Below are 21,074 nucleotides of genomic sequence, written 5' to 3' on the forward strand. Positions count from 1 at the left end.
CCGTCCCCTTGGCGCGGGTAATCGGTTCCATGAAATCGGTGGCGGCCCACGGCATGGGGGGCAAGGTGTGGCAGCGGGGGTATTACGACCACGCGCTGAGGGTCGAGGAGGAGGCGGAAAAGGTCGCCCGGTATTTGGTGGCCAATCCGCTACGCAAGGGGTTGGTGGAAGAGATCGGGCAATACCCCCATTGGGATGCGATTTGGGTGTGAGGGGGGGTAGGAGCGCCGCCCCGGCGCGATGGGTTTTGGTTTTTTGGCGGTTCTTGCTCCGATGGATCGCGCCGGGGGCGGCGCTCCTACGAGTGGAGGTGGGGTTTTTGCTTGATGTGCCGCCCCGCCCCCCCCGCAAGGCGGTAGGAGCGCCGCCTCGGCGCGATAGGTTTTGGTTTTTTGGTCGTTCTTGCCCCGTTGATCGCGCCGAGGGCGGCGCTCCTACCATCCGCGCAAACCTCCTCCCCCCGCCCCGCCCATATCGGTTAACATCCCTCCCCTTTTCGTTTTCTTCCCGCCGCTGGGCGGTTGCATCCCTTTGCCGGAGTCCCCATGTCCCCCCGTTACATCCCCTCCGAGGTCGAACCCCACTGGCAGCAAATCTGGGCGCAGGCCGACCAATTCAAGGCGGTCGAGGCGGCAACCGGGGATAAGCGCTACATCCTTGAGATGTTCCCCTACCCCTCCGGGCGGCTGCACATGGGGCATGTGCGCAACTACACCATCGGCGACGCCATGGCCCGCTACCTGCGGCTCAAGGGGCACAACGTGTTGCACCCGATGGGGTGGGACGCCTTCGGACTGCCGGCCGAGAACGCCGCCATCGAGCACAAAACCGCCCCCGCCAAATGGACCTACGGCAACATCGCCGCCATGCGCGAGGGGCTCAAACGGCTCGGGTTTTCCTACGACTGGAGCCGGGAACTGGCCACCTGCACCCCCGAGTACTACCGCTGGGAGCAGTGGCTCTTCCTCCGCCTGCTCGACAAGGGGATCGCCTACCGGCGCAAGTCGTCGGTGAATTGGTGCGAGAAGTGCCACACCGTGCTCGCCAACGAGCAGGTGATCGAGGGGACTTGCTGGCGCTGCGACAGCGAGGTCGAAATGCGCGACCTCGAACAATGGTTTTTGCGCATCACCGACTACGCCGATCAGCTGCTCGAAGGGCTCGACCAGCTCGAAGGCTGGCCCGAGAAGGTGGTCGCCATGCAGCGCCACTGGATCGGCAAGAGCCATGGGGCCGAGATCGTTTTTTTAGTACTTGACGACGCAGGCAACCCAACCGGTCAGGAACTCACCGTCTTCACCACCCGACCCGACACCCTGATGGGGGTCACCTTCATTTCGGTCGCCGCCGAACACCCCCTCTCTTTAAGCAGTAGCGACGGCAATCCGCAGCTTGCCGCCTTCATCGAGAAGTGCCGCCACCACGACACCAAGGAGGCGACCCTCGACACCATGGCCAAGGAGGGTGTGGCTTTGGGGGTGAACGTGCGACATCCCCTGACCGGCGAGGTGGTGCCGGTGTATGCCGCCAACTTTGTGTTGATGGGCTACGGCACCGGGGCGGTGATGGCGGTCCCGGCCCACGATCAGCGCGACTTCGAGTTCGCCGCCGAGCTGGGGCTGCCGGTGAAAGAGGTCATCAGCGCCGACGGGCAGATTTCGACCGCCCCTTTGACCACCGCCTACACCGAGCCCGGCATCCTGGTGCAGTCGGGGCCGTTCGACGGCATCCCTTCCGAAGAGGCCAAGCAGGTCGTCACCGCCGCGTTGGAAGCCAAGGGGGCCGGCAAGGCGACGGTGCAGTTCCGGCTGCGCGACTGGGGGGTGAGCCGCCAGCGCTACTGGGGCTGCCCGATCCCGGTGATCCATTGCCCCGATTGCGGCATCGTCCCGGTCCCCGAATCCGACCTGCCGGTCGTATTGCCCGAGGATGTGGTGGTCACCGGCGGCCAATCGCCGCTCGCCGCCATGGCATCGTTCACCCAGGTCGATTGCCCCAAGTGCGGCGGCGCCGCCCGGCGCGAGACCGATACCTTCGACACCTTCTTCGAGTCCTCTTGGTATTACGCCCGGTATACCAGCCCCGACGCCCAGGCGATGGTTGATGGCCGCGCCTTCGATTGGCTGCCTGTGGGTCATTACATCGGTGGGGTGGAGCACGCCATTCTGCATTTGCTCTACGCCCGGTTTTTCCATCGCCTGATGCGCGACGAGGGGCTGGTGCCGGGCGATGAACCGTTCGCCAACCTGCTTACCCAGGGGATGGTGCGCAAAGACACCCACAAATGTCCCGAGCACGGCTGGCTCTACCCCGAGGATGTGAACTTCGAGGAGGGTGAGTACCACTGCGGCATCTGCGCCCAGGACGGCATCCGCACCACCGCCGAGGTCGGGCGCAACGAGAAGATGTCGAAGTCGAAGAAAAACGTGGTGGATCCCACCGAGCTGGTCGCCCGCTTCGGCGCCGATACCGCCCGGCTTTTCATCCTCTTCGCCGCCCCCCCGGAGCGCGACTTGGAATGGTCCGACGCCGCCGTCGAGGGGGCGCATCGCTTTTTGCATCGCCTGTGGACCGGGGTGCATGAGGCGGTCGAGGCCGGTTTGCCCCCGCTGCCCGCCACCTGGGAGGGGCTCGGCCCCAAGGGCAAAGAGCTGCGCTTGGCGACCCATCAAGCCTGGCAGAGGCTCGACAACGACTTCGCCCGCAACCAGTTCAACACCGCCATCGCCGCTTGCATGGAGTTGCTCAACGCCCTGAAGAATGCCGAAGGGGATGAGCCGCTGCTGGGCGCGGCGCGGCGCGAGGCCCTTGAACGGATCGTCCTGGGGCTCGCCCCCATCACCCCCCACCTGGGCGAGGCGCTGTGGCAGGTGCTGGGGCACGAGGGGGGGCTGGCCGCCGCGACCTGGCCCGAGCTCGATGAAAGCGCCTTGGTCAAGGATGAGCTGCTGTGGATCGTCCAGGTCAACGGCAAGCTGCGCGCCCGCCTGACCCTGCCCGCCGCTTGGACGCCCAAGCAGGTGGAAGAAGCGGCGCTGGCCAGCACCGAGGTGACCCGCCACTTCGAGGGTCAGCAGGTGCGCAAGGTGATCGTGGTGCCGGGCAAGCTGGTCAACATCGTGGTGGGGTAAAGAGGTGGCGTCTGGCTTGTTGGATAGGTCCGGTCGCGCTTAAGTCCCACCCACATTTCTTAAGTCTTAAGAAAATAGGTCCTTCATGAGCCGCAACAAAGGCAAAACCCCCGATTGGCCCCCCGCGCCCAAGAAACGGCGTGAGCAGGTGCTGCGCGACCTCGCCGACGAGGGGGAGGAGGATTTTTCCGACCTGGCGATCGAGGAGGTCCCCCTCCAACCGCGCCCCCCCAAGCGGCGCCCTCCGGTTCGGGTCAACCGGCTGATCGCCGAGAGCGGCCTGTATTCCCGCCGTCAGGCCGACCAGATGATCGAGGGTGGACGGGTCAAGGCCGATGGTCGCGCCGTTACCCTGGGCGACGCGGTCCCCCCCGACGCCCGCATCACCATCGACGAGCGCCCCCTGCCTCCCCCTGCCGAAACCGGGGTTGTGGTGCTGCACAAGCCGGTCGGCTACCTGTGCACCCGCACCGACCCCCAGGGTCGCCCGGTGATTGCCGACCTGCTCCCCCGCCGTTTTAAGGGTTGGCCTACGGTGGGGCGGCTCGACTTCAATTCCGAGGGGCTGCTGCTGCTCACCCGCGACGGCGATCTGGCTCAACGGCTGATGCTCCCGGCCCATCACGTGCCACGCGCCTACCGGGTTAAGGTCTTCGGCACCCCGACCCAGGAGCAGCTCGATAAACTCAAAGCGGGAATCGATCTCGACGACGGTCCGGCCCGCTGCATGCAGGCGACCATCGACGCCCAGACGGGGGCCAATTGCTGGCTGACCGTGACGGTCGACGAGGGGCGCAATCGCATGGTGCGCCGCATGTTCGACACCCTGGGGCTGCCGGTGGCGCGGCTGATGCGGGTCGCTTTCGGGCCGGTGACCATGGGTTATTTAAAGCCGGGCAAATTCCGTAAGCTCGAACCCGACGAAGAAAAGGCGCTGCGGGTTGAGGTCGGAATGGCGGGGGGGCAGGCGGCCCCGCTGGCGGTGCGGCGCGAAAGCAAGGGGCGGCGGCTCGACCGCACCCTGGCGCCCCGTCCCAGGCAGGAGCGTGGTCCGCACCGGGAGGGGGAAGGTCAAGCCAGGGGGGAACGTGAGCCGCAACGGGAGCCCAGCGGCGAGCGTTGGGGCCAGGGTCGTCCTCCAAAATCGCCCGCCGCGCAGGGTCGCCAAGAGGGTCGCCCCCAACGGACCCCGGCCAGTGATCGGCGACCCCAAGAGCGGGGAGGGCAGCTCCCCCAGGGCGGGGCCGGTCGGCAGGAGCGCAGCCCCTCCCGGGGCGAGGAGGGGGGATCCACCAGGGGTGGACGGTCGCAGGGCCATCGGCCCGAAGGTCGCAAACCTGAGGGTCGGCAAGAGCGGGTGGAACGGAGCGGACGCAGCACCGCCAACGATCCATCGCCCCGCACCCAGCGCCGGGAACAGGCCCAAAAAGATGGCAGAGGCAAACCGGTGAACCCCCGCCCCCGTCGCGGTCGGAGCTGATACGGTAAGGCGGGGGGAGGGGTCGATGTATTGCGGGGTTGGTTTTTGTAAGAGCGCTCCCCGACCGCGAATGAAGGGGCAACCCCTCGCCCCCCCCCAACCCCGTCCGCACGAGGTGCCCCCTGGAGGGACGCGCTCCGTCGCGTCCGCCTTTTGTGTGATAAAGCATAAGCGGCCACGACGCAGCGTGGCCCTCCAAAGAGCAACAGCGATTGCCGTCGCCCCAACCGTGGTTTTGATCGCCCCCCCCAGCTTCGCTTCGACGACAGAGGTCGCCTCCCACAGGCGGGATTGGGGGGGGATGTAAGAGCACTCCCCGACCGCGAATGAAGGGGCAACCCCCTCGTCTCTTGCCGGAACTTGCCCTGCCGTGCTTGCCCTGCCGTGCCATACCCCCCGCGAAACGGCGGTGGGGAAACCCGCCGCCCTGCTACACCAACGCCAAGACCTCGTGGAGCGGCCTGGGGCGGGCGATGGCGAACCCTTGGGCGCAATCGACCCCGATTTCCTCCAGCGCCGTGAGCAGTTCGGGCTGCTCCACCGCCTCGGCAATGGTCCGTTTGCCCATCACATGGCCGATTCGGTTGATGCTCTCGACCATCGCCCGGTCGATGGGATCGATGAGCATGTCGCGCACGAACCCCCCATCAATCTTCAAGAAATCGACCGGCAGCGCCTTGAGGTAGGCGAACGACGATAGCCCGCTGCCGAAGTCGTCGAGCGAAAAGCGGCAGCCGATCTTGTGCAACGCTTCGATCAACTTGGATGCCTTGCCCAGATGGGCGACTGCGGCGGTTTCGGTGATCTCGAAGCAGATCAACTCAGGGGGGATTGCCTGGGCGACCAGCTCACCCTGAATAAACGGGAGTAGGTCGTCGTCGTTGAGGGAGGTCCCCGACAGGTTGATCGAGAGCAGATCCCCCTTTTGCGGTTGCCATCCCCCCTTGAACATCCCCCCCAGCACCCCGAAAACCTCCCGAATCACCCATTGATCGATGGCCGGCATCAGGTGGTAACGCTCGGCGGCCGGAATGAAGCTGGCCGGAGGGAGCAACCGCCCCCCCTGGTCGCTCATCCGTACCAGAATCTCAAGATGGCGACCCGGTGGGCCCGGCCGCACCACCGGTACAATCGGCTGGGCGTAGAGGTGAAACTGGTTGTGTTCCAGGGCGAAGGCGATCTCGGCCATCCGGTTCATCTCGCCCCGACGTTGGGTCAACTCGGCGTCGCCGGGGGTGTAGAGGTGAATCCGGTTGCGCCCCCCCTCCTTGGCGGCGTAGCAGGCCAGGTCGGCGGCGCTCATCACCGCCCCGAGCTCCAAGTCGTGGCCGTCGATGGCGGCGATGCCGATGCTGGCGCCGATGCGAAAAGGGCGTTCCCGCCACGAAAAACGGAACGCCTGAATCGCCTGGCGCAGCTTCTGGGCAATCGTCATGGCATACGACAGCGGGGCGTCCTCCAGCACCATGCCGAACTCGTCGCCCCCCAGTCGGGCCAGGGCATCGCGCTCACGAATCACCGAACGCAGCAGGTCGCCGAGCTGGCGCAGCAGTTCGTCCCCCGCCACATGGCCGCAGGTATCGTTGACCACCTTGAACTGGTCGAGGTCGAGATAAAGCAGGAAGTGGCGCGCCTCCCCTCGCCGAGCCGAGGCAATCGCCTCCTCAAGGCGGCGCTCGAAGGCGCGGCGGCTGAGCAGCCCGGTCAGGGGGTCGTGGTTGGCCTGCCAGCTCAGCATCTGGGTCAACTTGCGGGTGGTGCTGACATCGTGGAAGACCAGCACCACCCCGAGGATCGCCCCCTCCCGGTCGCGGATTGGAGCCGAGGAGTACTCGATGGGGGTCTCCCCCTTGCTGCGGTGGAGCAGGCTGAGCACCTTCTGGGACCGAGGGTTCACCTGCCCCGCCAGGGTGGCGGCGATCATCGATTCGGCCTCTTTGCCGCTCCCCTCCTCGACCACCCGGAAGACCTCCTCGACCCAACGTCCCACTGCTTCGTGGCTGCTCCACCCGGTGAGTTTTTCGGCCACCGGGTTGAGGTATTCGACCTGCCCCTGGGGATCGGAGGTGATGACCCCGTCGCCGATGGAATCGAGGGTCACCTGGGCCCGCTCTTGAATCTGGCGCAGCGCCGAGCGGCTTTCGTCCCGTTCGAAAATCAGGTCGCGGGTATACCGCTCGCTGCGCTGACACAGTTGGATCGCCCGGGCCAGATTGGGCAGCAGGGGGCGGAACATCTCGGGCAGGGGGAGGGTGGCCTGTACGGGGGGTGCCTGAGGGGCGGTGGGGGTGAGCAACAGGATCGTCCCTACCCCGGCCAGCGGCAGGCGTAGCGCCGCCACGTAGCGGCCCGGCTGCACCGGCAGGTGGTCGATGAGGGTGGGATCGTCAATCAGCGCCAGATCCCCCTCCACCAGCCCTCCCAGACCGGGTAGCTGCTGACCGCAGTGCTGAGCCAGGTGGTGATCGCCGATCACCTTAAAAAGAGAAGGGGCGATCAAAGAGGGGGGGGCGGGGGTGATCCCTTCGGCATAGGGGGCGAGCAGCAACAGGCCGCAGGGGAACCCGGTGTGGTAGAGCAGCCGTTGCAAGGTGCGGGTGGCCAGGGGATCAAGTTGTTCCTCGCTCCCAATGGTCAGCGCCATCTCGTAGAGGATCGAAAGAATCCGTTCGGGGTGATAGGTCTCCGCCATGGTTTAGGGCAAAAGGCAGACGATGGTGGCGTTCTGGAACAGGGGGTAGCCCCCTTGATGGGCGCTGCCGATTTCGCCGAGCGACAGCGCTCCGGCAAGGGTGCGCCCCGTCAGCCGGGCCAAGTCGGCGAGCTCCTGCTCGGCCCCCGCCAGCCCCAGGTGCATCCGCCGTCCGGCACAGTAGAAGGTAAGTACCTGCTTCTCGGGCGCCCCCCAACCCTTGATCCCCTCGGCCAGCTCTTCGGCGGTGTGGAGTGAGGAGGCTTGCGGGGCGTGCAGCAGGGTGAGGATGGCGTGGGGGGGGACCTCGCCGACGCAGAACAGGGCGCCGTCCTCGGTCAGCGCCACCGGGATGCGGACCAGGATCTCGCCGTCGGCCAGCATGATCCCAAAGGGAAAATGGACCCCGTATTGATAGAAGTTATCGGTGGTGAGCTCGACCCCGAACTGGGCAAGCACCTGCTCGCGGTAGACCTCGAAGGCGGGACGCCAGTCGATGCTGACGATCCGGTTTCCCTCGGTGGCGGTGGCGGCGATCATCGTTTCGGGGGGGCGGTAGCCGTGGGCCAGCACGGCGTCGTGATGGCGAGGCACCAGCATGGCCAAGGCGCCGTTGCCGATCAGCCGCTCGTCGTCGAACAGGCAGGGGGTGGGTTGGAAGGTCTCGCTGCCGGCATTGACCCCGGTGTAGTGGACCCGGTCGGCCAATACCAAATAGAGGCCGTCTAAAATGGCGGCGATGCTGGGCAGCATGGCATCGAAAATCAGCAGCAGCGTTGCCCCGGTTTCGGGAATGTGGGGCATCAACGGCGCGGTGATGGTGGTCGCCTGCTGGGCGACATCCCCCTGGCTCAGGTCGAGCAACGCAAAGGGGGGGGCCTGTTCCCACCACAGCAGCATCCCCCCCTGGGTGGTAAAGCGATTGTGCCAGATCAGGGCGGGGAAGATCGCCCCGGCCAGCGGCACCTGGGCTGCTCGGAAAGCCTGCTGAATCGTCGCAACCCCTTGTTGCTCCTCTTCGGGCAGCAACACCAACCCACCCCCCTGGGGGTGTTGTGCACGCAGGCGGCGCAGTTCGGCTTCGATCAGGGCGGCGTCGATGTGGGGCAGCGAGACACAGGTTGCGGTCATGGCGAAATCCTGGGGTGCGGCAAGTCCGACAGGTTCCTGGGGGCGATTATCGGGCTCACTCTAAGGCGACGCACCGTATTGGTCGACAGTTCAGCAGGAACGGCATATGAGTACCGATAGTTTACATCACATTGACCCAGCGTCGTGGCTGGGGCGCTCCTTCGCCCTTCTGGCGCAGCACTTCGGACCCCAGCACTGGTGGCCCGCCTCCTCTCCTTTTGAAATGGCGGTGGGGGCGGTGCTGACCCAGAACACCGCCTGGAGGAATGTGGAAACCGCCATTGAGCGGCTGCGCCGGCAAGGGTGGCTTGAGGCACAAGCGTTGTTAAAGGTCGACGCAGAATCGCTGGCCGAGGCGATCCGCTCCGCCGGGTATTTCAGGCAGAAAAGCGGCACATTAAGACGGCTGGCGGCGGCGTGGGATCAAGCGCCGCAGGGTGATGATGTCGCGGTGGTCCGCCGCTTTTGGCTGGCGCTGAAGGGGATCGGCCCCGAGACCGCCGATTCCATCGTGTTGTATGCCTTCGGCCTGCCGACCTTCGTGGTCGACGCCTACACCCGGCGCTGGCTCACCCGGGCGGGGCGACTGCCCGGCAAGGGGGGGTACCACGAGATCCAGTGGTTTTTCGAGCACAACCTTCCCACGTCGGCCCCTGTGTTCAACGAATACCATGCCCTGATTGTGCAGCTGGCCAAAAGCCACTGCACCGCCCGAAAACCCGATTGCCCCGGCTGCCCGCTGCGAGGCGCCGACCTTTGCCCTGGATGCGACCATGCTTGAGCGCCACCTGCCCCTACCCTGGGGACGGCTGATCCTCTACCCCTCCGAGACCCAATACGCCCTGGGCTGCCATCCCCTCGACCGGGCGGCGCTGCGGCTTCTCGACGCCGCTAAGGGGCGCAGCGGCAAGCCCTATTTGATGCTGATTCCCGACCTGGCGGCGCTGCCCCGCTTCGTGAAACTCGACGCACGGCTCGCAGCCGAGGTGGCCAAGCTGACCGAGCAACACTGGCCCGGCCCGCTCACCCTGGTTCTTCCGGCCCAACCTTGGCTGCCGGTGGAATTAACCGCCGGCAGCGGCACGGTGGGGGTACGGGTGAGCTCGGATCCAGTCGCAGCAAGCATCGCCCGCGCTTGGGGGGGGGTGGTCTCCACCTCGGCCAATCGCAGCGGTCAACCCCCCGCTGAACAGGGGGAAGAGGCGGCGCGGCAGTGGGGGGAATTGGTCGATCTGGCATGGATCGACACCCCCCGCCACGCCCCCCCATCGACTGTGGCGGCGTGGCGCGGCACCGGCTGGCAGGTGTTGCGCCAGGGGGCGGTCCAGGTTCAGGATGACGCCGATCAAAACTGAATGGTCGCTCTGAAGCGCTGCCTCTTGGGGGGCATTCGGGGCGTCGGAAAGGGGAGCACCATGAGTCTTCTAAGTATCGATGCCAATTTGCCCCTCAAGGATGTGGTGGAGGCGATCCTAACCCTGGGGCAGGGGGTGTTGCCGGTGGCCCGGGAAGGCCGGTTTGTGGGGGTGTTGACCGAGCCGTTGCTGCTGGAGGCGATCCGCAACGGCGACCCCGATGCCCCCTGTCCGGTCGACCCCCTGCCCGACCTGTCGATGCCCCCCGGTTTATCTCTGCGTCAGGCGCTGACCCTCATGGCCCGGACCAAGGTGCGGATGATTATGCTGCACGGGGAGGGGGGGCACATCGATCGGGTGATCGACCAACCGGCGGTCGCCGCCACCCTCAATCCCTGGATTGGTCAACTGAGCACCCCCATCGGCCAACTGGCCTCGGGCGCAGTCACCTTTTCGGTCAACCACACCCTGGGGGAGGTGGCCGATCAGATGTTGGCCAGCCAAATCAACGCCCTACCCCTGGTCGATGACGCCGGTTATCTGCGCCGCCTCATCACTGCAGCCGATCTGCTGCGCACCTGGTACCGCTTCGATTTCGGCCAATGTTGGAACCTGCCCGCCAAAGAGGTCGGCACCTCAGAGGTGGTCGCCTTGGACGAAACCGCCCCGGCGAGTCTGGCCTTCGGCATGATGATGGCCGCCAGGGTCCGCCGCGTCCCCATCACCCGCCAAGGGGGGCCGGTTACCGGGATGGTCTCGTTGGTCGACCTTCTGGCCGAGGCCGACAAGGTGGTGCCGGAGGATGCCGAGCTGGGGTGAGGGCCTTGCCAAAGTCGCAGGCATCTCACGCCGAGCCGGAAGGCCGCGAAGAAATCTAAACCGGATTTTTCATCAATTTGCCCGATGATCGCGTAGGAGCGCCGCCCCGGCGCGATTGCTGGGGAAGCGCTGCCAAAATCAGGAGCGTAAGTAGGAGGCGATCTAAGTCGCCGAAGCTTTTGGTTTTTGCGCAGCGTCGCTGAAAAAGGCAGGAGGCCTTGAATCGGCGTTTTGCCCAACACCACACCAAACAGCCCGGTCGGTGCGCCCCAACCCCATTCCCCCGCAGCTTTTTTGCATGTCGTGTCCGTCGCCGCTTTTGAAGTCGTTTCCCCCCAGGAGCTCGCCATGACCACCCCCCAATACATCCGCTGGTTTGCCGATCTCACCATCGACGACGTCCCCTCGGTGGGGGGCAAAAACGCATCGCTGGGGGAGATGGTCCGGGAGCTCTCCCCGCTCGGGGTCAAGATCCCCAACGGTTTTGCCATCACCGCCGACGGCTACTGGCACCTGCTCGAAGCGGGGGGGATCAAGGATGATCTCTTCGCCCTCTTCGAGGGGCTCGACCGCCAGGATGTGGGGGAGCTCTCCCGGCGCGGAGCCAAGGCCCGCGATTTGATTCTGCTGGCGGGGTTGCCCGACGATCTGTGGGCTGAGCTCAGAACCGCCTACCGCACCCTCTGCGCCGAATACGGATCCGGGTTCGCCGACGTGGCGGTCCGCTCCTCGGCGACCGCCGAGGATCTGCCCACCGCCTCGTTCGCCGGGCAACAAGAGACCTTCCTCAACGTGGTGGGGGAGGCGGCGCTCAAAGAGGCGACGATCAAATGCTTCGCCTCCCTCTACACCGACCGGGCGATTGCCTACCGCATCGACCAGGGGTTCGACCACCGCAAGGTCGCCCTCTCGGTGGGGGTGATGAAGATGGTCCGCTCCGATCTGGCGTCGAGCGGGGTGATGTTCACCCTCGACACCGAGTCGGGGTTCCGCGACGCCATCTTCGTCACCGGCGCCTATGGTCTGGGGGAAAACGTCGTCCAGGGGGCGGTCGATCCCGACGAGTGGTACCTCTTCAAACCGACCTTGCGTCGGGGCTTCGGCCAGGTGCTGCGCCGCCACCTGGGGGAAAAGGCGATCAAGATGATCTATTCGGGGGGACGCAGCGGCGGCTTCACCCGCAACGTCTCGGCCCCCGAGAGCGATCGCGCCCGCTTTTGTTTGAGCGATCCCGAGGTGGTCCAACTAGGTAAGTACGCGCTCGCCATCGAGGATCACTACTCCAGGCGGGCCGGATCCCATCGCCCCATGGACATCGAGTGGGCCAAAGACGGTGCCACCGGCGAGCTCTTCATTGTCCAGGCCCGCCCCGAGACGGTGCGCAGCCAAGAGAGCGGCGCGGTGATCGTCAGTTACATCCTCGAAGGGGAGGGGGCGGTGTTGACCTCGGGGCGGGCGGTGGGAGCGAAGGTTGCCAGCGGCCCGATTCGGGTGGTGAGCGACCCCTCGCGGATGGATGAGGTGCAGCCGGGTGACATCCTGGTCGCCGACATCACCACCCCCGATTGGGAGCCGGTGATGAAGCGGTCGAGCGCGATTGTCACCAACCGGGGGGGGCGGACCTGCCACGCCGCCATCGTCGCCCGCGAGCTGGGAATTCCGGCGGTGGTGGGGGCGGGCAACGCCACCGAGCGGCTTGCCACCGGGCAGGCGGCGACCGTCGATTGCTCCCATGGCGACGAGGGCAGGGTGCTGGAGGGGGCGCTCCCCTTCCGGGTTGAACGGCTGGAGATCGGCGACCTCAGGCGGCCCAAAACCCAGATCGAGATGAACCTGGGCGACCCGGAGCAGGCGTTCAAGCTGTCGTTCATTCCCAACGACGGGGTCGGGCTGGCGCGGCTGGAGCTCATCATCAACGGCGCCATCGGCATCCACCCCATGGCGCTGGTCCACCCCGAGCGGCTGACCGACCCGCAAGTACGGGGGCAAATCGCGGCAAGAACCAAGGGTTATGAAAACGGAGGCGACTTCTTCGTCGAGAAACTCGCGGAGGGGGTGGCGACGATTGCGGCCGCCTTTTATCCCAAGCCGGTGATCGTGCGAATGAGCGACTTCAAATCGAACGAATACGCCAACTTGCTGGGAGGTGCCGACTTCGAGCTGGTCGAAGAAAATCCGATGATTGGCTTTCGCGGCGCCAGCCGTTACGCCCACCCCGCCTATGCCGACGGTTTCGCCTTGGAGTGCCGCGCCATGAAGCGGGTGCGCGACGACATGGGGCTGACCAACGTGGCGCTGATGATCCCCTTCTGCCGCCGCTTCGAAGAGGGGCAAAAGGTGCTGGCCGAGATGGAGCGCCACGGCCTCAAGCGGGGCGAGAACGGCTTGCAGGTCTGGGTGATGTGCGAGATCCCCAGCAACGTGCTCGACATCGACCGCTTCGCCACGATCTTCGACGGCTTTTCGATTGGCTCCAACGACCTGACCCAACTCACCCTGGGGGTCGACCGCGACTCGGGCATCGTCGCCTTCGACTTCGACGAGCGCGATCCGGCGGTGCTGAACATCCTGAAAATGGCCATCGAGGGGGCCCACCGCAACGGACGGCCCATCGGCATCTGCGGCCAGGGGCCGAGCGACCACCCCGATTTGGCCGAGCTTTTGGTCAAGGCGGGAATCGACGCGATGTCGCTGAACCCCGATACGGTGATGAAGACGACGATGCGGATTTTAGAGGTGGAGGGGGGGCTATGAACGACACGCTTCCCACAAGCGACATCGAGTCGCTGCACGGCCAGATTCGGGGGTTGATCGAGGCGGCCAGGGACCGGGTGTTGGTTCAGGTCAATCAGGCGTTGGTGCTGACCTATTGGCAGATCGGTCGGGCGATTCGTACCGATTTATTGTGCGAGGATCGGGCCGAATATGGCGCGGGGGTGCTCAAGCAACTGGCCCAACGCTTGAGCCGGGAATACGGCCCCGGTTTCAGCTATTCCAGTCTGACCCGGATGACCAAGTTGTACGATTGTCTGTCCGATCAACAGACGGTTGCGACACTGTCGCAACAATTGAGCTGGTCCCATTTCGTCGAACTCATCAAGCTCGACGACCCCACCAAGCGGGACTTTTACATCGGCATGTGCGCCGAGGGTCGTTGGTCGGTGCGCACCTTGCGCGAGCGGATCGACGCCATGCTGTTCGAACGCACCGCGATCTCGAAGCAGCCCGAAGAGGTTGTCCGCCGCGAGTTGACGCAGCTTCGGCAAAGCGGCGAGGCCAGCCCGTCCCTCTTTTTGAAAGACCCCTACCTGCTCGACTTCCTCGACCTCAACGACAACTTCAGCGAACGGGATCTTGAGAACGGCATTTTGCGGGAGCTGGAACGGTTCATCCTGGAGCTGGGCAGCGATTTCGCCTTCATGGGGCGGCAAAAGCGCATCCAAATTGGCGGACACGACTACGTGATCGACCTGCTCTTCTTCCACCGCAAGCTTAGGGAAACGCTGATTAAAGGCATCCTGCCTTGAATCAGCACGCTTCGCAAAAAGCGTGGTTTTTGCTTCGCTTGCAAAATCAGTCACTTACGTTCCTGATTTTGGCGACCCATCCTTGGGTCGCTCGGAAGCGCGATTAAATCAGCGCTTCCTTAGGCGTTTGGTGGTGGTCGAGCTGAAGCTGGGCGAATTCAGGCCCGAATACAAAGGGCAGGTGGAGCTCTACCTCAAATGGTTGGCCAAACACGAGCAACAACCCGGCGAGCACCCCCCTATCGCCATCGTGTTGTGCGGGGGCAAGGATGCCGAGGTGGTCGAGTTGATGGACCTTGAACCGGACAACATCCACATCGCCGAATACTGGCTGAAACTCCCCCCCAAGGAGGTGCTGCAAGCCAAGCTGCATAAGGCGATGGTGGAGGCCCAAACGCGCCTGGAGTTGCGGCGCGATGGGGGGGAATGAGGTATGTGCAAAATGTGTACATACCGGTTTTGATGTGGGGCCGTATGGGTAGCCTCCAGGTGATTCCGGATGGTGCGGGAGGGCAGGCTATTGGGGTTTTTTAATGGCGGGAGGGGCGCGACGACGGAGCGGGTGCGTTGTTGCAGAACATGCAACAACTCGGTTGTCCGGGATTGATGACTGATAGAAGGTGAGAGGAATCGAAGGCTGCCAAAGGAGCATGAGCGTGGATGACCCCCAAAAAAACCAGGACCGGGAAAAACCCGTAGGACCGTGGGAGAGGTTTATCGCCTGGGCGAATCGTCAGCGCCGGAAAAAATTGTCCGAGTGGATCTTCCCCTTGGCGGTGATACGCAATCGCGCATGGAACGACCCAAACCCACGGATGTTTCGGCCCATTTTGGAAGACATCCTCTGGTGGGCTTTGAAAAAAGAGGGAGAAAAAAACAGGCGGCGTTTGGCGGCAATGCCCTGTCGCAATGTTTCGCGTTTGACACTTCCACTGCGCCGACAGGCGCTTCGCCTTCATGTCACCAAGAACGAAAGCCTATCTTATTGGGGCGGTCTTCCCCGCTTGCCTCCCGACACCCCATGGCCTACCGCGGGCGGGGTGCCGTTGAGTTTCGTCGTTGCCATCGACTTGAGCGAGGCGGCACAGGAGCAGCATTTGGAATGGCTGCCGGATCGCGGCACGTTGTTGTTCTTCGTCGATGCCCAATATCCCCCCCATGGCAGTCAACCCGACGATGTCAAGGCGTGGAGGCTGATCTACCTGCCGGAGGGGAACGGGTCATACCCTGAACGGGAAACGCCGCCCGTTCCCGCCAATGATCGTTTTGGCCAGTACAAGCTGTTTCTACGTAAAAACATTCGCTTCAAATTGGCAAAGCCCCGACCTTCGCCGGGTCGCTCCGAAGTGAAGGCCTTGGCATTGAACGAGGCTGAAATGAAGCGGTATGAGGAGCTGTTCGAAAACCAGGAAGGATTCGACGACCGATATGATTCTTACCTTGGGGGGTATCCCCAGGCGATCCAGAACGACGCCATGGAATTGGCGTGTCAATTGTTGACCCACGGTCAGCCCCTCGACATTCCGCATCCGTACGACACCTGCGAAGCCCAGGCGCTGGCCCTCGGAGCTTCCGAGTGGCGTCTTCTGATGCAAATCGCCAGCAACGAAAAGCTGGGCTTCGAGTGGTATGACCGGGGCAATATGTTTGTCTGGATGCGTGAAGAGGACGCACGAGCCGCCCGGTTCAAAAAGGCCTGGGTTATCACGCAATGTGGTTGAGCGTGGGGCAGGGCGGGCGACTGGAGCGGGGCCCCTTCGCGTGGGCGGCGGATCGGTTTTGGGAGGGCCACGCTCCGTCGTGGCCGCCTTTGGGTGCAGGCAGTCTGGGTTTTGACGATGGTGATTCGAGGGGCGCGGCAGCGTTCTGCCCTGGCACGACTGACTTCGCCATTGGTGAAGGAAAAGCGGACGCGACGCAGCGCGTCCCTCCACAAAGCCCCTCACAGTGACGGTGTACCGTTTTTTGGAGGGGCGTGCTCTGTCGTGGCCGCTTTTGGGATGAACAAAGGATTTATCTGACGGATTTGAATGGAACAGGAGAAAAGGAAATGAGCGACCACCCCAAGTCTCCCCGGCTCAAACGTCCTGCCCACCCGCGAAAAACCCCGCCTCACCTCCCCTCGAAGATTCCCGACGGCTGCTCCCCCATCGAGTTCGTCACGGTCTGCGCCTAAAACAGCCGCTCCCCCTTTTGGGCGCTCCTCCCCCCGGTAGAACCATTCCACAACCATTCCATCCACATCGTCTTGCGCATGGTCTTAGCCAGACTAGACTAACCATGATTTCTATTCATCAAGCAGGAGGGGCCGCCATGTCTGCCGTCAACATGTTGCAAGCCAAATCGAACCTTTCCCGGTTGGTCGAGGCGATTGAGCAGGGGCAGGAGCGGGAGATCGTCATCGCCCGCAACGGCAAGCCTGCCGCCAAGTTGGTGGCGATTTCGACCGTCCCCATCGCACAACGGATCGGGGTGGCCAAGGGGCTCTTTGAGGTTCCCGACGACATCGACGCCCACAACGACGAGGTGGCGCGCCTGTTTTTGGGCGGGGGGGCGCCGTGAATCTGCTGCTCGATACCCACATCGCCCTGTGGGCGGTGACCGACAGCCCCCGCCTGTCTGAAAAAGCGCGGGAGTTGATCCTCTCACCCCGCGCCCACTTGTGGGTCAGCGCCGCCTCAATCTGGGAGATCGCCATCAAGCACAGCTTGGGGCGGGGCGACATGCCGGTTTCTGGGGAGGAGGCGGTGCGGTATTTCCGGGCCTCCGGGTTCGGGTCGTTGCCTGTCGAGCCCGAACACGCCGCCGCCATCGAAACCTTGCCCCCACACCACCAAGACCCATTTGACCGCCTGTTGGCGGCCCAGGCGTTGGTGGAGCCGATGCGGCTTCTGACCCACGACGCCACCTTGGCCCGCTACGGCGACACCATCGTTCTGGTTTGATCCTCAGCGTGGTTTGGCTCCTGGGTTTTGGGTGAGACCGGGATCGGTGTCATGGCGCGCATCGACTGTGGCGATGAAAACGGCATGACGGATGGGGCAGGTGAGGGGGGAAACCTTTGGGTCACGCTTCGCGCGACCGTGGACGCGACGGAGCGCGTCCCTCCAGAATGCCCCTCGTGGTGATGGCGGATCGGTTTTTGGAGGGCCACGCTCTGTCGTGGCCGCCTTTGGGTGCAGGCAGTCTGGGTTTTGACGATGGTGATTCGAGGGGCTCGGCAGCGTTCTGCCCTGGCACGACTGACGTTGCCGTTTGCGTGGGAAAAGCGGACGCGACACAGCGCGTCCCTCTCCACAAGGCCCCTTCGCGTGGGCGGTGGATCGGTTTTGGGAGGGCCACGCTCCGTCGTGGCCGCCTTTGGAAACGCTGATTCAAGGCATCCGCCTTGAATCAGCGACGCCTGGCAAAAACCAAAAGTAGGCGCCATGAGGCGGCGATGGTTTTTGCTCCGCGTTCAAAATCAGCAGAGCTTCGGCCTACGGACGTTCCTGATTTTGGCGGCCCGTCCCAGGGCCGCTCGGAAGCGCTCATCAATCAGCGCGTCCCTTTGGGATGATCGAGGGATGACCTCACGGATTTGAATGGAACAGGAGATCAGTGCATGACCGACCACCCCAAGCCTCCCCGGCCCCAACGCCCTGCCCGTCCCCGCAAAACCCCTCCTCACCTCCCCCCAAAGATTCCCGACGACCGTTCCCCCATCCTTTTGGTCACGGTCTGCACCCAAAACCGCCGCCCTCTGTTGGCCCGTCCCGAGGTGCACGATCTGCTCCGCACGGTGTGGCGCCAAGCCGATGCTTGGAGGGTGGGGCGGTATGTGGTGATGCCCGACCACATTCACCTGTTTTGTGCCCCATCCGCGTTCGCGGGGGCGCCAGTAGCGAGGTGGGTTCAGTTCTGGAAGTCGCAGGCGACGAGCCAGTGGCCCCACCCCGAGTTGTTGCCGATTTGGCAGAAGTCGTTTTGGGATACCCAACTGAGGCACGCCGAAAGCTATGCCGCCAAATGGGCGTACGTGCGATTGAACCCAGTGCGGGCCGGGCTTTGCGACGCCACTGAGCAATGGCCGTTTCAGGGGGAATTCAGCGTTCTGCCCTGGCACGACTGACGTTGCCGTTTGCGTGGGAAAAGCGGACGCGACACAGCGCGTCCCTCCAGAATGCCCCTCGTGGTGATGGCGGATCGGTTTTGGGAGGGCCACGCTCTGTCGTGGCCGCCTTTGAATCCCGACAGCATTCTGACTTACCCCCTGGGCAAGCCCCCCCACACAGGCTGAACCCAGCCCGCCCCGAGCGAATGAAAGACGAATGACAGCCCCACAAGGGGCCGGTAGCATCGGCGGCATAAAGCAGCATTCCATATGCCTGTTTTTCAAAGAGACAAGGAGCCCCCCATGCCAGGAGCCTTCGCCCACATGATCGCCGCCGATCTGGCCAAAAGCCGGGTCGAGGGGGGATCGCCCTTCCTCGCAAAAGCGCTCAATCGCTACAACGAATGGCTGCAAGCCGGTGCCGTCGGCCCCGATTACCCCTACCTCCACCGCTTGATCTTCAACGACGCCTCCAACCGCTGGGCCGACCTCATGCACTACCAGGCGACCGGCGACATGGTGCGGGCCGGGCTTGCCGAGCTGAAACCCCGCTTCGTCGCCGAGCAAAACGATCCCCTCTTCATGCGCTCGGCCGCCTGGCTCTTCGGCTATGCCTCCCACGTGGTTCTCGACGCCAGCATCCACCCGGTGGTGCGGGCCATCGTCGGGGAATACGCCGCCCACAAAACCGAGCACCGCGCCTGCGAAATGGTCATGGATTCCTGGATCTACAAAGAGACCTACAGGGTCGAGCTGATCAATGCTGAGTGGGCCGACTTCATGCGCGCGTTGACGGTCGGCGGGGGGATGGATCCGGCGGTGGCGACCCTGTGGCGCCAAATGCTGCAAACCGTTCACCCCGCCGCGTTTAATCAAAATCCCCCGCAAATCGACGGCTGGCAAAAGGGATACGTCACCGCCCTGGACGCCGCCGACCTCAACGTCGGTTTCTTCCGCCACGCCGCCGAGCAGAAGGGGGTCGTCTATGTGCCGGTCGCTGTGATCCCCGGCGCCGACCGCACCCGTTTCATCGAGCAGGCGGCCCTGCCCAAGAACAACCGTTTCGGCAAAACCGCCATGCACTACCGCGACATCCACCAATTTGGGGTTGATCGGGTCGTTCGCTTTTGGGGGTTGATGGAGGGGGCGCTCAAGGGGGAGGGGGATCCCGAGCTGCCTGAGCTACTCAACTGGAATCTGGATACCGGCACCCTGATCGGCAAGGAGGAGAATGGCGATGCGACACTTTGGGTTTAAGAAAGCGGCGCTGGGGGCGCTGCTACTGGGGATGCTGTTGTTACAAGGGTGCTTGGGCGCCCCGGTGCGCTACAGCGACGAACAGATGGGGCCGCTCACCACCTTGAGTCGGGTGACCATGGATGCGGTGTGGGGGATGTACGTGGGCGAGACGTTGCCCGAAAACCTGGATGAGGCGCAGATCAAGCAGGTGGTGGCCGCTCGGGGGCGTCCGGTGGAGGGGCTGGAGGAGGCGCTCGACACCTACGACATGCGGATCGTGACCCATGACCGGCAGATGGAGGCGATCTTCTGGGATCCTAAGACGACGCGGAAGTTGATCGAGGATATGCGCTGCACCCGGTTCGTCGATTTCAAAGCTTGGGAGGTCCAGGCGAGCGGCTCGGAGCCTACCCTCGATTGGGGGATATGCGGGCCGTAGTAGGGGATGGGCAGGACTCTTCGACGTTGCAACGACCGGGAAAGGGCTTCGATGAACATTCAACATGGGTGGTACCGCAAATCGACCTGGCTGGGACTCTGGATGGCGCTGGGGTTGCTGGTCGGCTGTGCCCCGACCCAGCCGATGGCCCTAGATGACATGCAGGCCCCGCTGGAATTGGGCAACGACACCATCCTTTTGCTGCGTCTGCATACGGTCAATGAGCTCAAACCGGGGTTCCAACCCGAGGTTCTGGGCATTCGTGTGGTCAACCTTGCCACCCATGAACCCATCACCTTCAAACCCATCGCCCGGCCCGTCGTCCAGGGGCAGGGGTACGAATATCTGGTCAGTTTGCGTTTGCCTTCGGGTCAATACGAAATCGCCACCTTGAACGGGATGAGTTTTGGCTACCACCTCCAGGCCTACTTCGAGGTGCCGCTGCACAGACAGGTGGCGATCCCACCCGGCAAGGTGATCTATCTGGGGCGGATCGACGCCCGCAACGTCTGCCGCACCAGCGACGAACAACCCCCATCCGGCCCCCAGCTCCCCCTGATTGACCAGACGGTGGCCGGATATTGTTCGGGGACCTTCCAGATCGACATCGAAGACCGCTTCAACGAAGACCTGGATGTGTTCAGAAAATCGTTCCCCGCCTTGCGGTCGCTGACGGTCGAACGCTTGCCGTCGCAGGGGTGAGTCTTGATCCCCCGTCACAGGATGGGGGGAAGAAACCGCTGCGGGTGGAGGGGGTCCAATGCCGCTCCGTCCCGCAGGCAGGGCATAACAGAGGCAGGGTCGCACGACCTGCCAACATGGGGCGGTTGCGGGATCGAACTAGGAGGCTGTCGGGCTTGAGATCGTCCTACTCGGCAATTGCTCCTGCATTGCTCTACCTCCTGCATCCATGCAGTCGTGCGCCGGCGGGTAATCGGTCCAAATTCCCCCGGTTTTTCGTCACATAGCCACCACTATGATCCTCAAAACCGGGGAGATTTGGCCTCGATTCCCCACTCGGCTCGCTACGGACGCTCAAGCCCGACAGACTCCTAGGGAAGCGCTGATTCAAGGCCTCCTGCCTTTTTCGGCGACGCTGCGCAAAGACCAAAAACAGAGCTTCGGCGACGGGGTCGCCTCCTACGACAGGCCGCATCAATCGGTGCTG

General features: G+C 64.0%; 17 protein-coding genes and 1 pseudogene. 16 read left to right on the top strand and 2 right to left on the bottom strand.

From position 1 onward, the window contains the following. The 3 genes and pseudogenes from AUJ55_01255 to AUJ55_01265 all read left to right on the top strand — a co-directional run bounded on the left by AUJ55_01255 (position 1) and on the right by AUJ55_01265 (position 4,611). Positions 1-212: pseudogene (locus tag AUJ55_01255) on the top strand (transposase). A gap of 333 nt (positions 213-545) precedes the next feature. Further along, positions 546-3,131, top strand: coding sequence for a leucine--tRNA ligase (locus AUJ55_01260; GenBank protein ID OIO61110.1), 2,586 nt, complete (start codon positions 546-548; stop codon positions 3,129-3,131). Positions 3,132-3,216: 85 nt separating this feature from the next. Then, positions 3,217-4,611, top strand: coding sequence for a hypothetical protein (locus tag AUJ55_01265; GenBank protein ID OIO61111.1), 1,395 nt, complete (start codon positions 3,217-3,219; stop codon positions 4,609-4,611). A 430-nt stretch (positions 4,612-5,041) separates the two neighbouring features. Here the strand turns inward: AUJ55_01265 and AUJ55_01270 are convergent, their stop codons facing one another. Then, positions 5,042-7,303 (bottom strand): hypothetical protein, encoded by a 2,262-nt coding sequence (locus tag AUJ55_01270; protein OIO61112.1) that lies wholly within the window; start codon positions 7,301-7,303, stop codon positions 5,042-5,044. A gap of 3 nt (positions 7,304-7,306) precedes the next feature. Further along, complete coding sequence (locus AUJ55_01275) at positions 7,307-8,434, bottom strand: hypothetical protein (protein OIO61113.1); 1,128 nt, start codon at positions 8,432-8,434, stop codon at positions 7,307-7,309. Positions 8,435-8,540: 106 nt separating this feature from the next. On the opposite strand from AUJ55_01275, the gene AUJ55_01280 reads away from it, so the two are divergent. The 13 genes from AUJ55_01280 to AUJ55_01340 all read left to right on the top strand — a co-directional run bounded on the left by AUJ55_01280 (position 8,541) and on the right by AUJ55_01340 (position 20,608). Further along, the gene (locus AUJ55_01280; protein ID OIO61114.1) at positions 8,541-9,215 is read left to right on the top strand and encodes a hypothetical protein; all 675 of its coding nucleotides are present in this window, start codon (positions 8,541-8,543) and stop codon (positions 9,213-9,215) included. Beyond that, positions 9,208-9,789, top strand: a complete 582-nt coding sequence (locus tag AUJ55_01285; protein OIO61115.1) for a hypothetical protein — start codon at positions 9,208-9,210, stop codon at positions 9,787-9,789. Before AUJ55_01280 ends, AUJ55_01285 begins: the two co-directional genes overlap by 8 nt. After that, positions 9,790-10,608 carry a hypothetical protein gene (locus tag AUJ55_01290; protein OIO61116.1) on the top strand — a complete coding sequence of 273 codons (819 nt, stop codon included), beginning with the start codon at positions 9,790-9,792 and terminating at the stop codon, positions 10,606-10,608. It begins immediately after the preceding gene. A gap of 348 nt (positions 10,609-10,956) precedes the next feature. Beyond that, positions 10,957-13,362, top strand: coding sequence for a phosphoenolpyruvate synthase (locus AUJ55_01295; protein OIO61117.1), 2,406 nt, complete (start codon positions 10,957-10,959; stop codon positions 13,360-13,362). Further along, entirely contained in the window at positions 13,359-14,135 is a 777-nt protein-coding gene (locus AUJ55_01300) for a cytoplasmic protein (protein ID OIO61118.1), read from the top strand. Before AUJ55_01295 ends, AUJ55_01300 begins: the two co-directional genes overlap by 4 nt. A 127-nt stretch (positions 14,136-14,262) precedes the next feature. Further along, complete coding sequence (locus AUJ55_01305; protein OIO61119.1) at positions 14,263-14,565, top strand: hypothetical protein; 303 nt, start codon at positions 14,263-14,265, stop codon at positions 14,563-14,565. 226 nt (positions 14,566-14,791) lie between these two features. Beyond that, complete coding sequence (locus tag AUJ55_01310) at positions 14,792-15,856, top strand: hypothetical protein (protein ID OIO61120.1); 1,065 nt, start codon at positions 14,792-14,794, stop codon at positions 15,854-15,856. Positions 15,857-16,448: 592 nt separating this feature from the next. Next, complete coding sequence (locus tag AUJ55_01315) at positions 16,449-16,697, top strand: prevent-host-death protein (GenBank protein OIO61121.1); 249 nt, start codon at positions 16,449-16,451, stop codon at positions 16,695-16,697. Then, positions 16,694-17,080 carry a twitching motility protein PilT gene (locus AUJ55_01320; protein OIO61122.1) on the top strand — a complete coding sequence of 129 codons (387 nt, stop codon included), beginning with the start codon at positions 16,694-16,696 and terminating at the stop codon, positions 17,078-17,080. The genes AUJ55_01315 and AUJ55_01320 overlap by 4 nt, the downstream gene beginning before the upstream one ends. A 659-nt stretch (positions 17,081-17,739) precedes the next feature. Further along, positions 17,740-18,246 (top strand): hypothetical protein, encoded by a 507-nt coding sequence (locus AUJ55_01325; GenBank protein ID OIO61123.1) that lies wholly within the window; start codon positions 17,740-17,742, stop codon positions 18,244-18,246. Between the two features lie 285 nt (positions 18,247-18,531). Then, complete coding sequence (locus AUJ55_01330) at positions 18,532-19,485, top strand: hypothetical protein (GenBank protein OIO61124.1); 954 nt, start codon at positions 18,532-18,534, stop codon at positions 19,483-19,485. Beyond that, complete coding sequence (locus tag AUJ55_01335; GenBank protein OIO61125.1) at positions 19,460-19,906, top strand: hypothetical protein; 447 nt, start codon at positions 19,460-19,462, stop codon at positions 19,904-19,906. Before AUJ55_01330 ends, AUJ55_01335 begins: the two co-directional genes overlap by 26 nt. 51 nt (positions 19,907-19,957) lie before the next feature. Continuing rightward, the gene (locus AUJ55_01340) at positions 19,958-20,608 is read left to right on the top strand and encodes a hypothetical protein (GenBank protein OIO61126.1); all 651 of its coding nucleotides are present in this window, start codon (positions 19,958-19,960) and stop codon (positions 20,606-20,608) included. The last annotated feature ends 466 nt before the right edge of the window (positions 20,609-21,074 follow it).

The sequence above is a fragment of the Proteobacteria bacterium CG1_02_64_396 genome (assembly GCA_001872725.1).
Taxonomy (GTDB): Bacteria; Pseudomonadota; MNWR01; order CG1-02-64-396; family CG1-02-64-396; genus CG1-02-64-396.

Bases quoted from the DNA above. Each gene is read 5' to 3' on its own strand.
- AUJ55_01275 (OIO61113.1), bottom strand. From the start codon at position 8,434: ATGACCGCAACCTGTGTCTCGCTGCCCCACATCGACGCCGCCCTGATC.
- AUJ55_01325 (OIO61123.1), top strand. From the start codon at position 17,740: ATGACCGACCACCCCAAGCCTCCCCGGCCCCAACGCCCTGCCCGTCCC.
- AUJ55_01340 (OIO61126.1), top strand. From the start codon at position 19,958: ATGAACATTCAACATGGGTGGTACCGCAAATCGACCTGGCTGGGACTC.
- AUJ55_01260 (OIO61110.1), top strand. From the start codon at position 546: ATGTCCCCCCGTTACATCCCCTCCGAGGTCGAACCCCACTGGCAGCAA.
- AUJ55_01335 (OIO61125.1), top strand. From the start codon at position 19,460: ATGGCGATGCGACACTTTGGGTTTAAGAAAGCGGCGCTGGGGGCGCTG.
- AUJ55_01300 (OIO61118.1), top strand. From the start codon at position 13,359: ATGAACGACACGCTTCCCACAAGCGACATCGAGTCGCTGCACGGCCAG.
- AUJ55_01330 (OIO61124.1), top strand. From the start codon at position 18,532: ATGCCAGGAGCCTTCGCCCACATGATCGCCGCCGATCTGGCCAAAAGC.
- AUJ55_01265 (OIO61111.1), top strand. From the start codon at position 3,217: ATGAGCCGCAACAAAGGCAAAACCCCCGATTGGCCCCCCGCGCCCAAG.
- AUJ55_01270 (OIO61112.1), bottom strand. From the start codon at position 7,303: ATGGCGGAGACCTATCACCCCGAACGGATTCTTTCGATCCTCTACGAG.
- AUJ55_01295 (OIO61117.1), top strand. From the start codon at position 10,957: ATGACCACCCCCCAATACATCCGCTGGTTTGCCGATCTCACCATCGAC.
- AUJ55_01285 (OIO61115.1), top strand. From the start codon at position 9,208: ATGCTTGAGCGCCACCTGCCCCTACCCTGGGGACGGCTGATCCTCTAC.
- AUJ55_01280 (OIO61114.1), top strand. From the start codon at position 8,541: ATGAGTACCGATAGTTTACATCACATTGACCCAGCGTCGTGGCTGGGG.
- AUJ55_01290 (OIO61116.1), top strand. From the start codon at position 9,790: ATGGTCGCTCTGAAGCGCTGCCTCTTGGGGGGCATTCGGGGCGTCGGA.
- AUJ55_01315 (OIO61121.1), top strand. From the start codon at position 16,449: ATGTCTGCCGTCAACATGTTGCAAGCCAAATCGAACCTTTCCCGGTTG.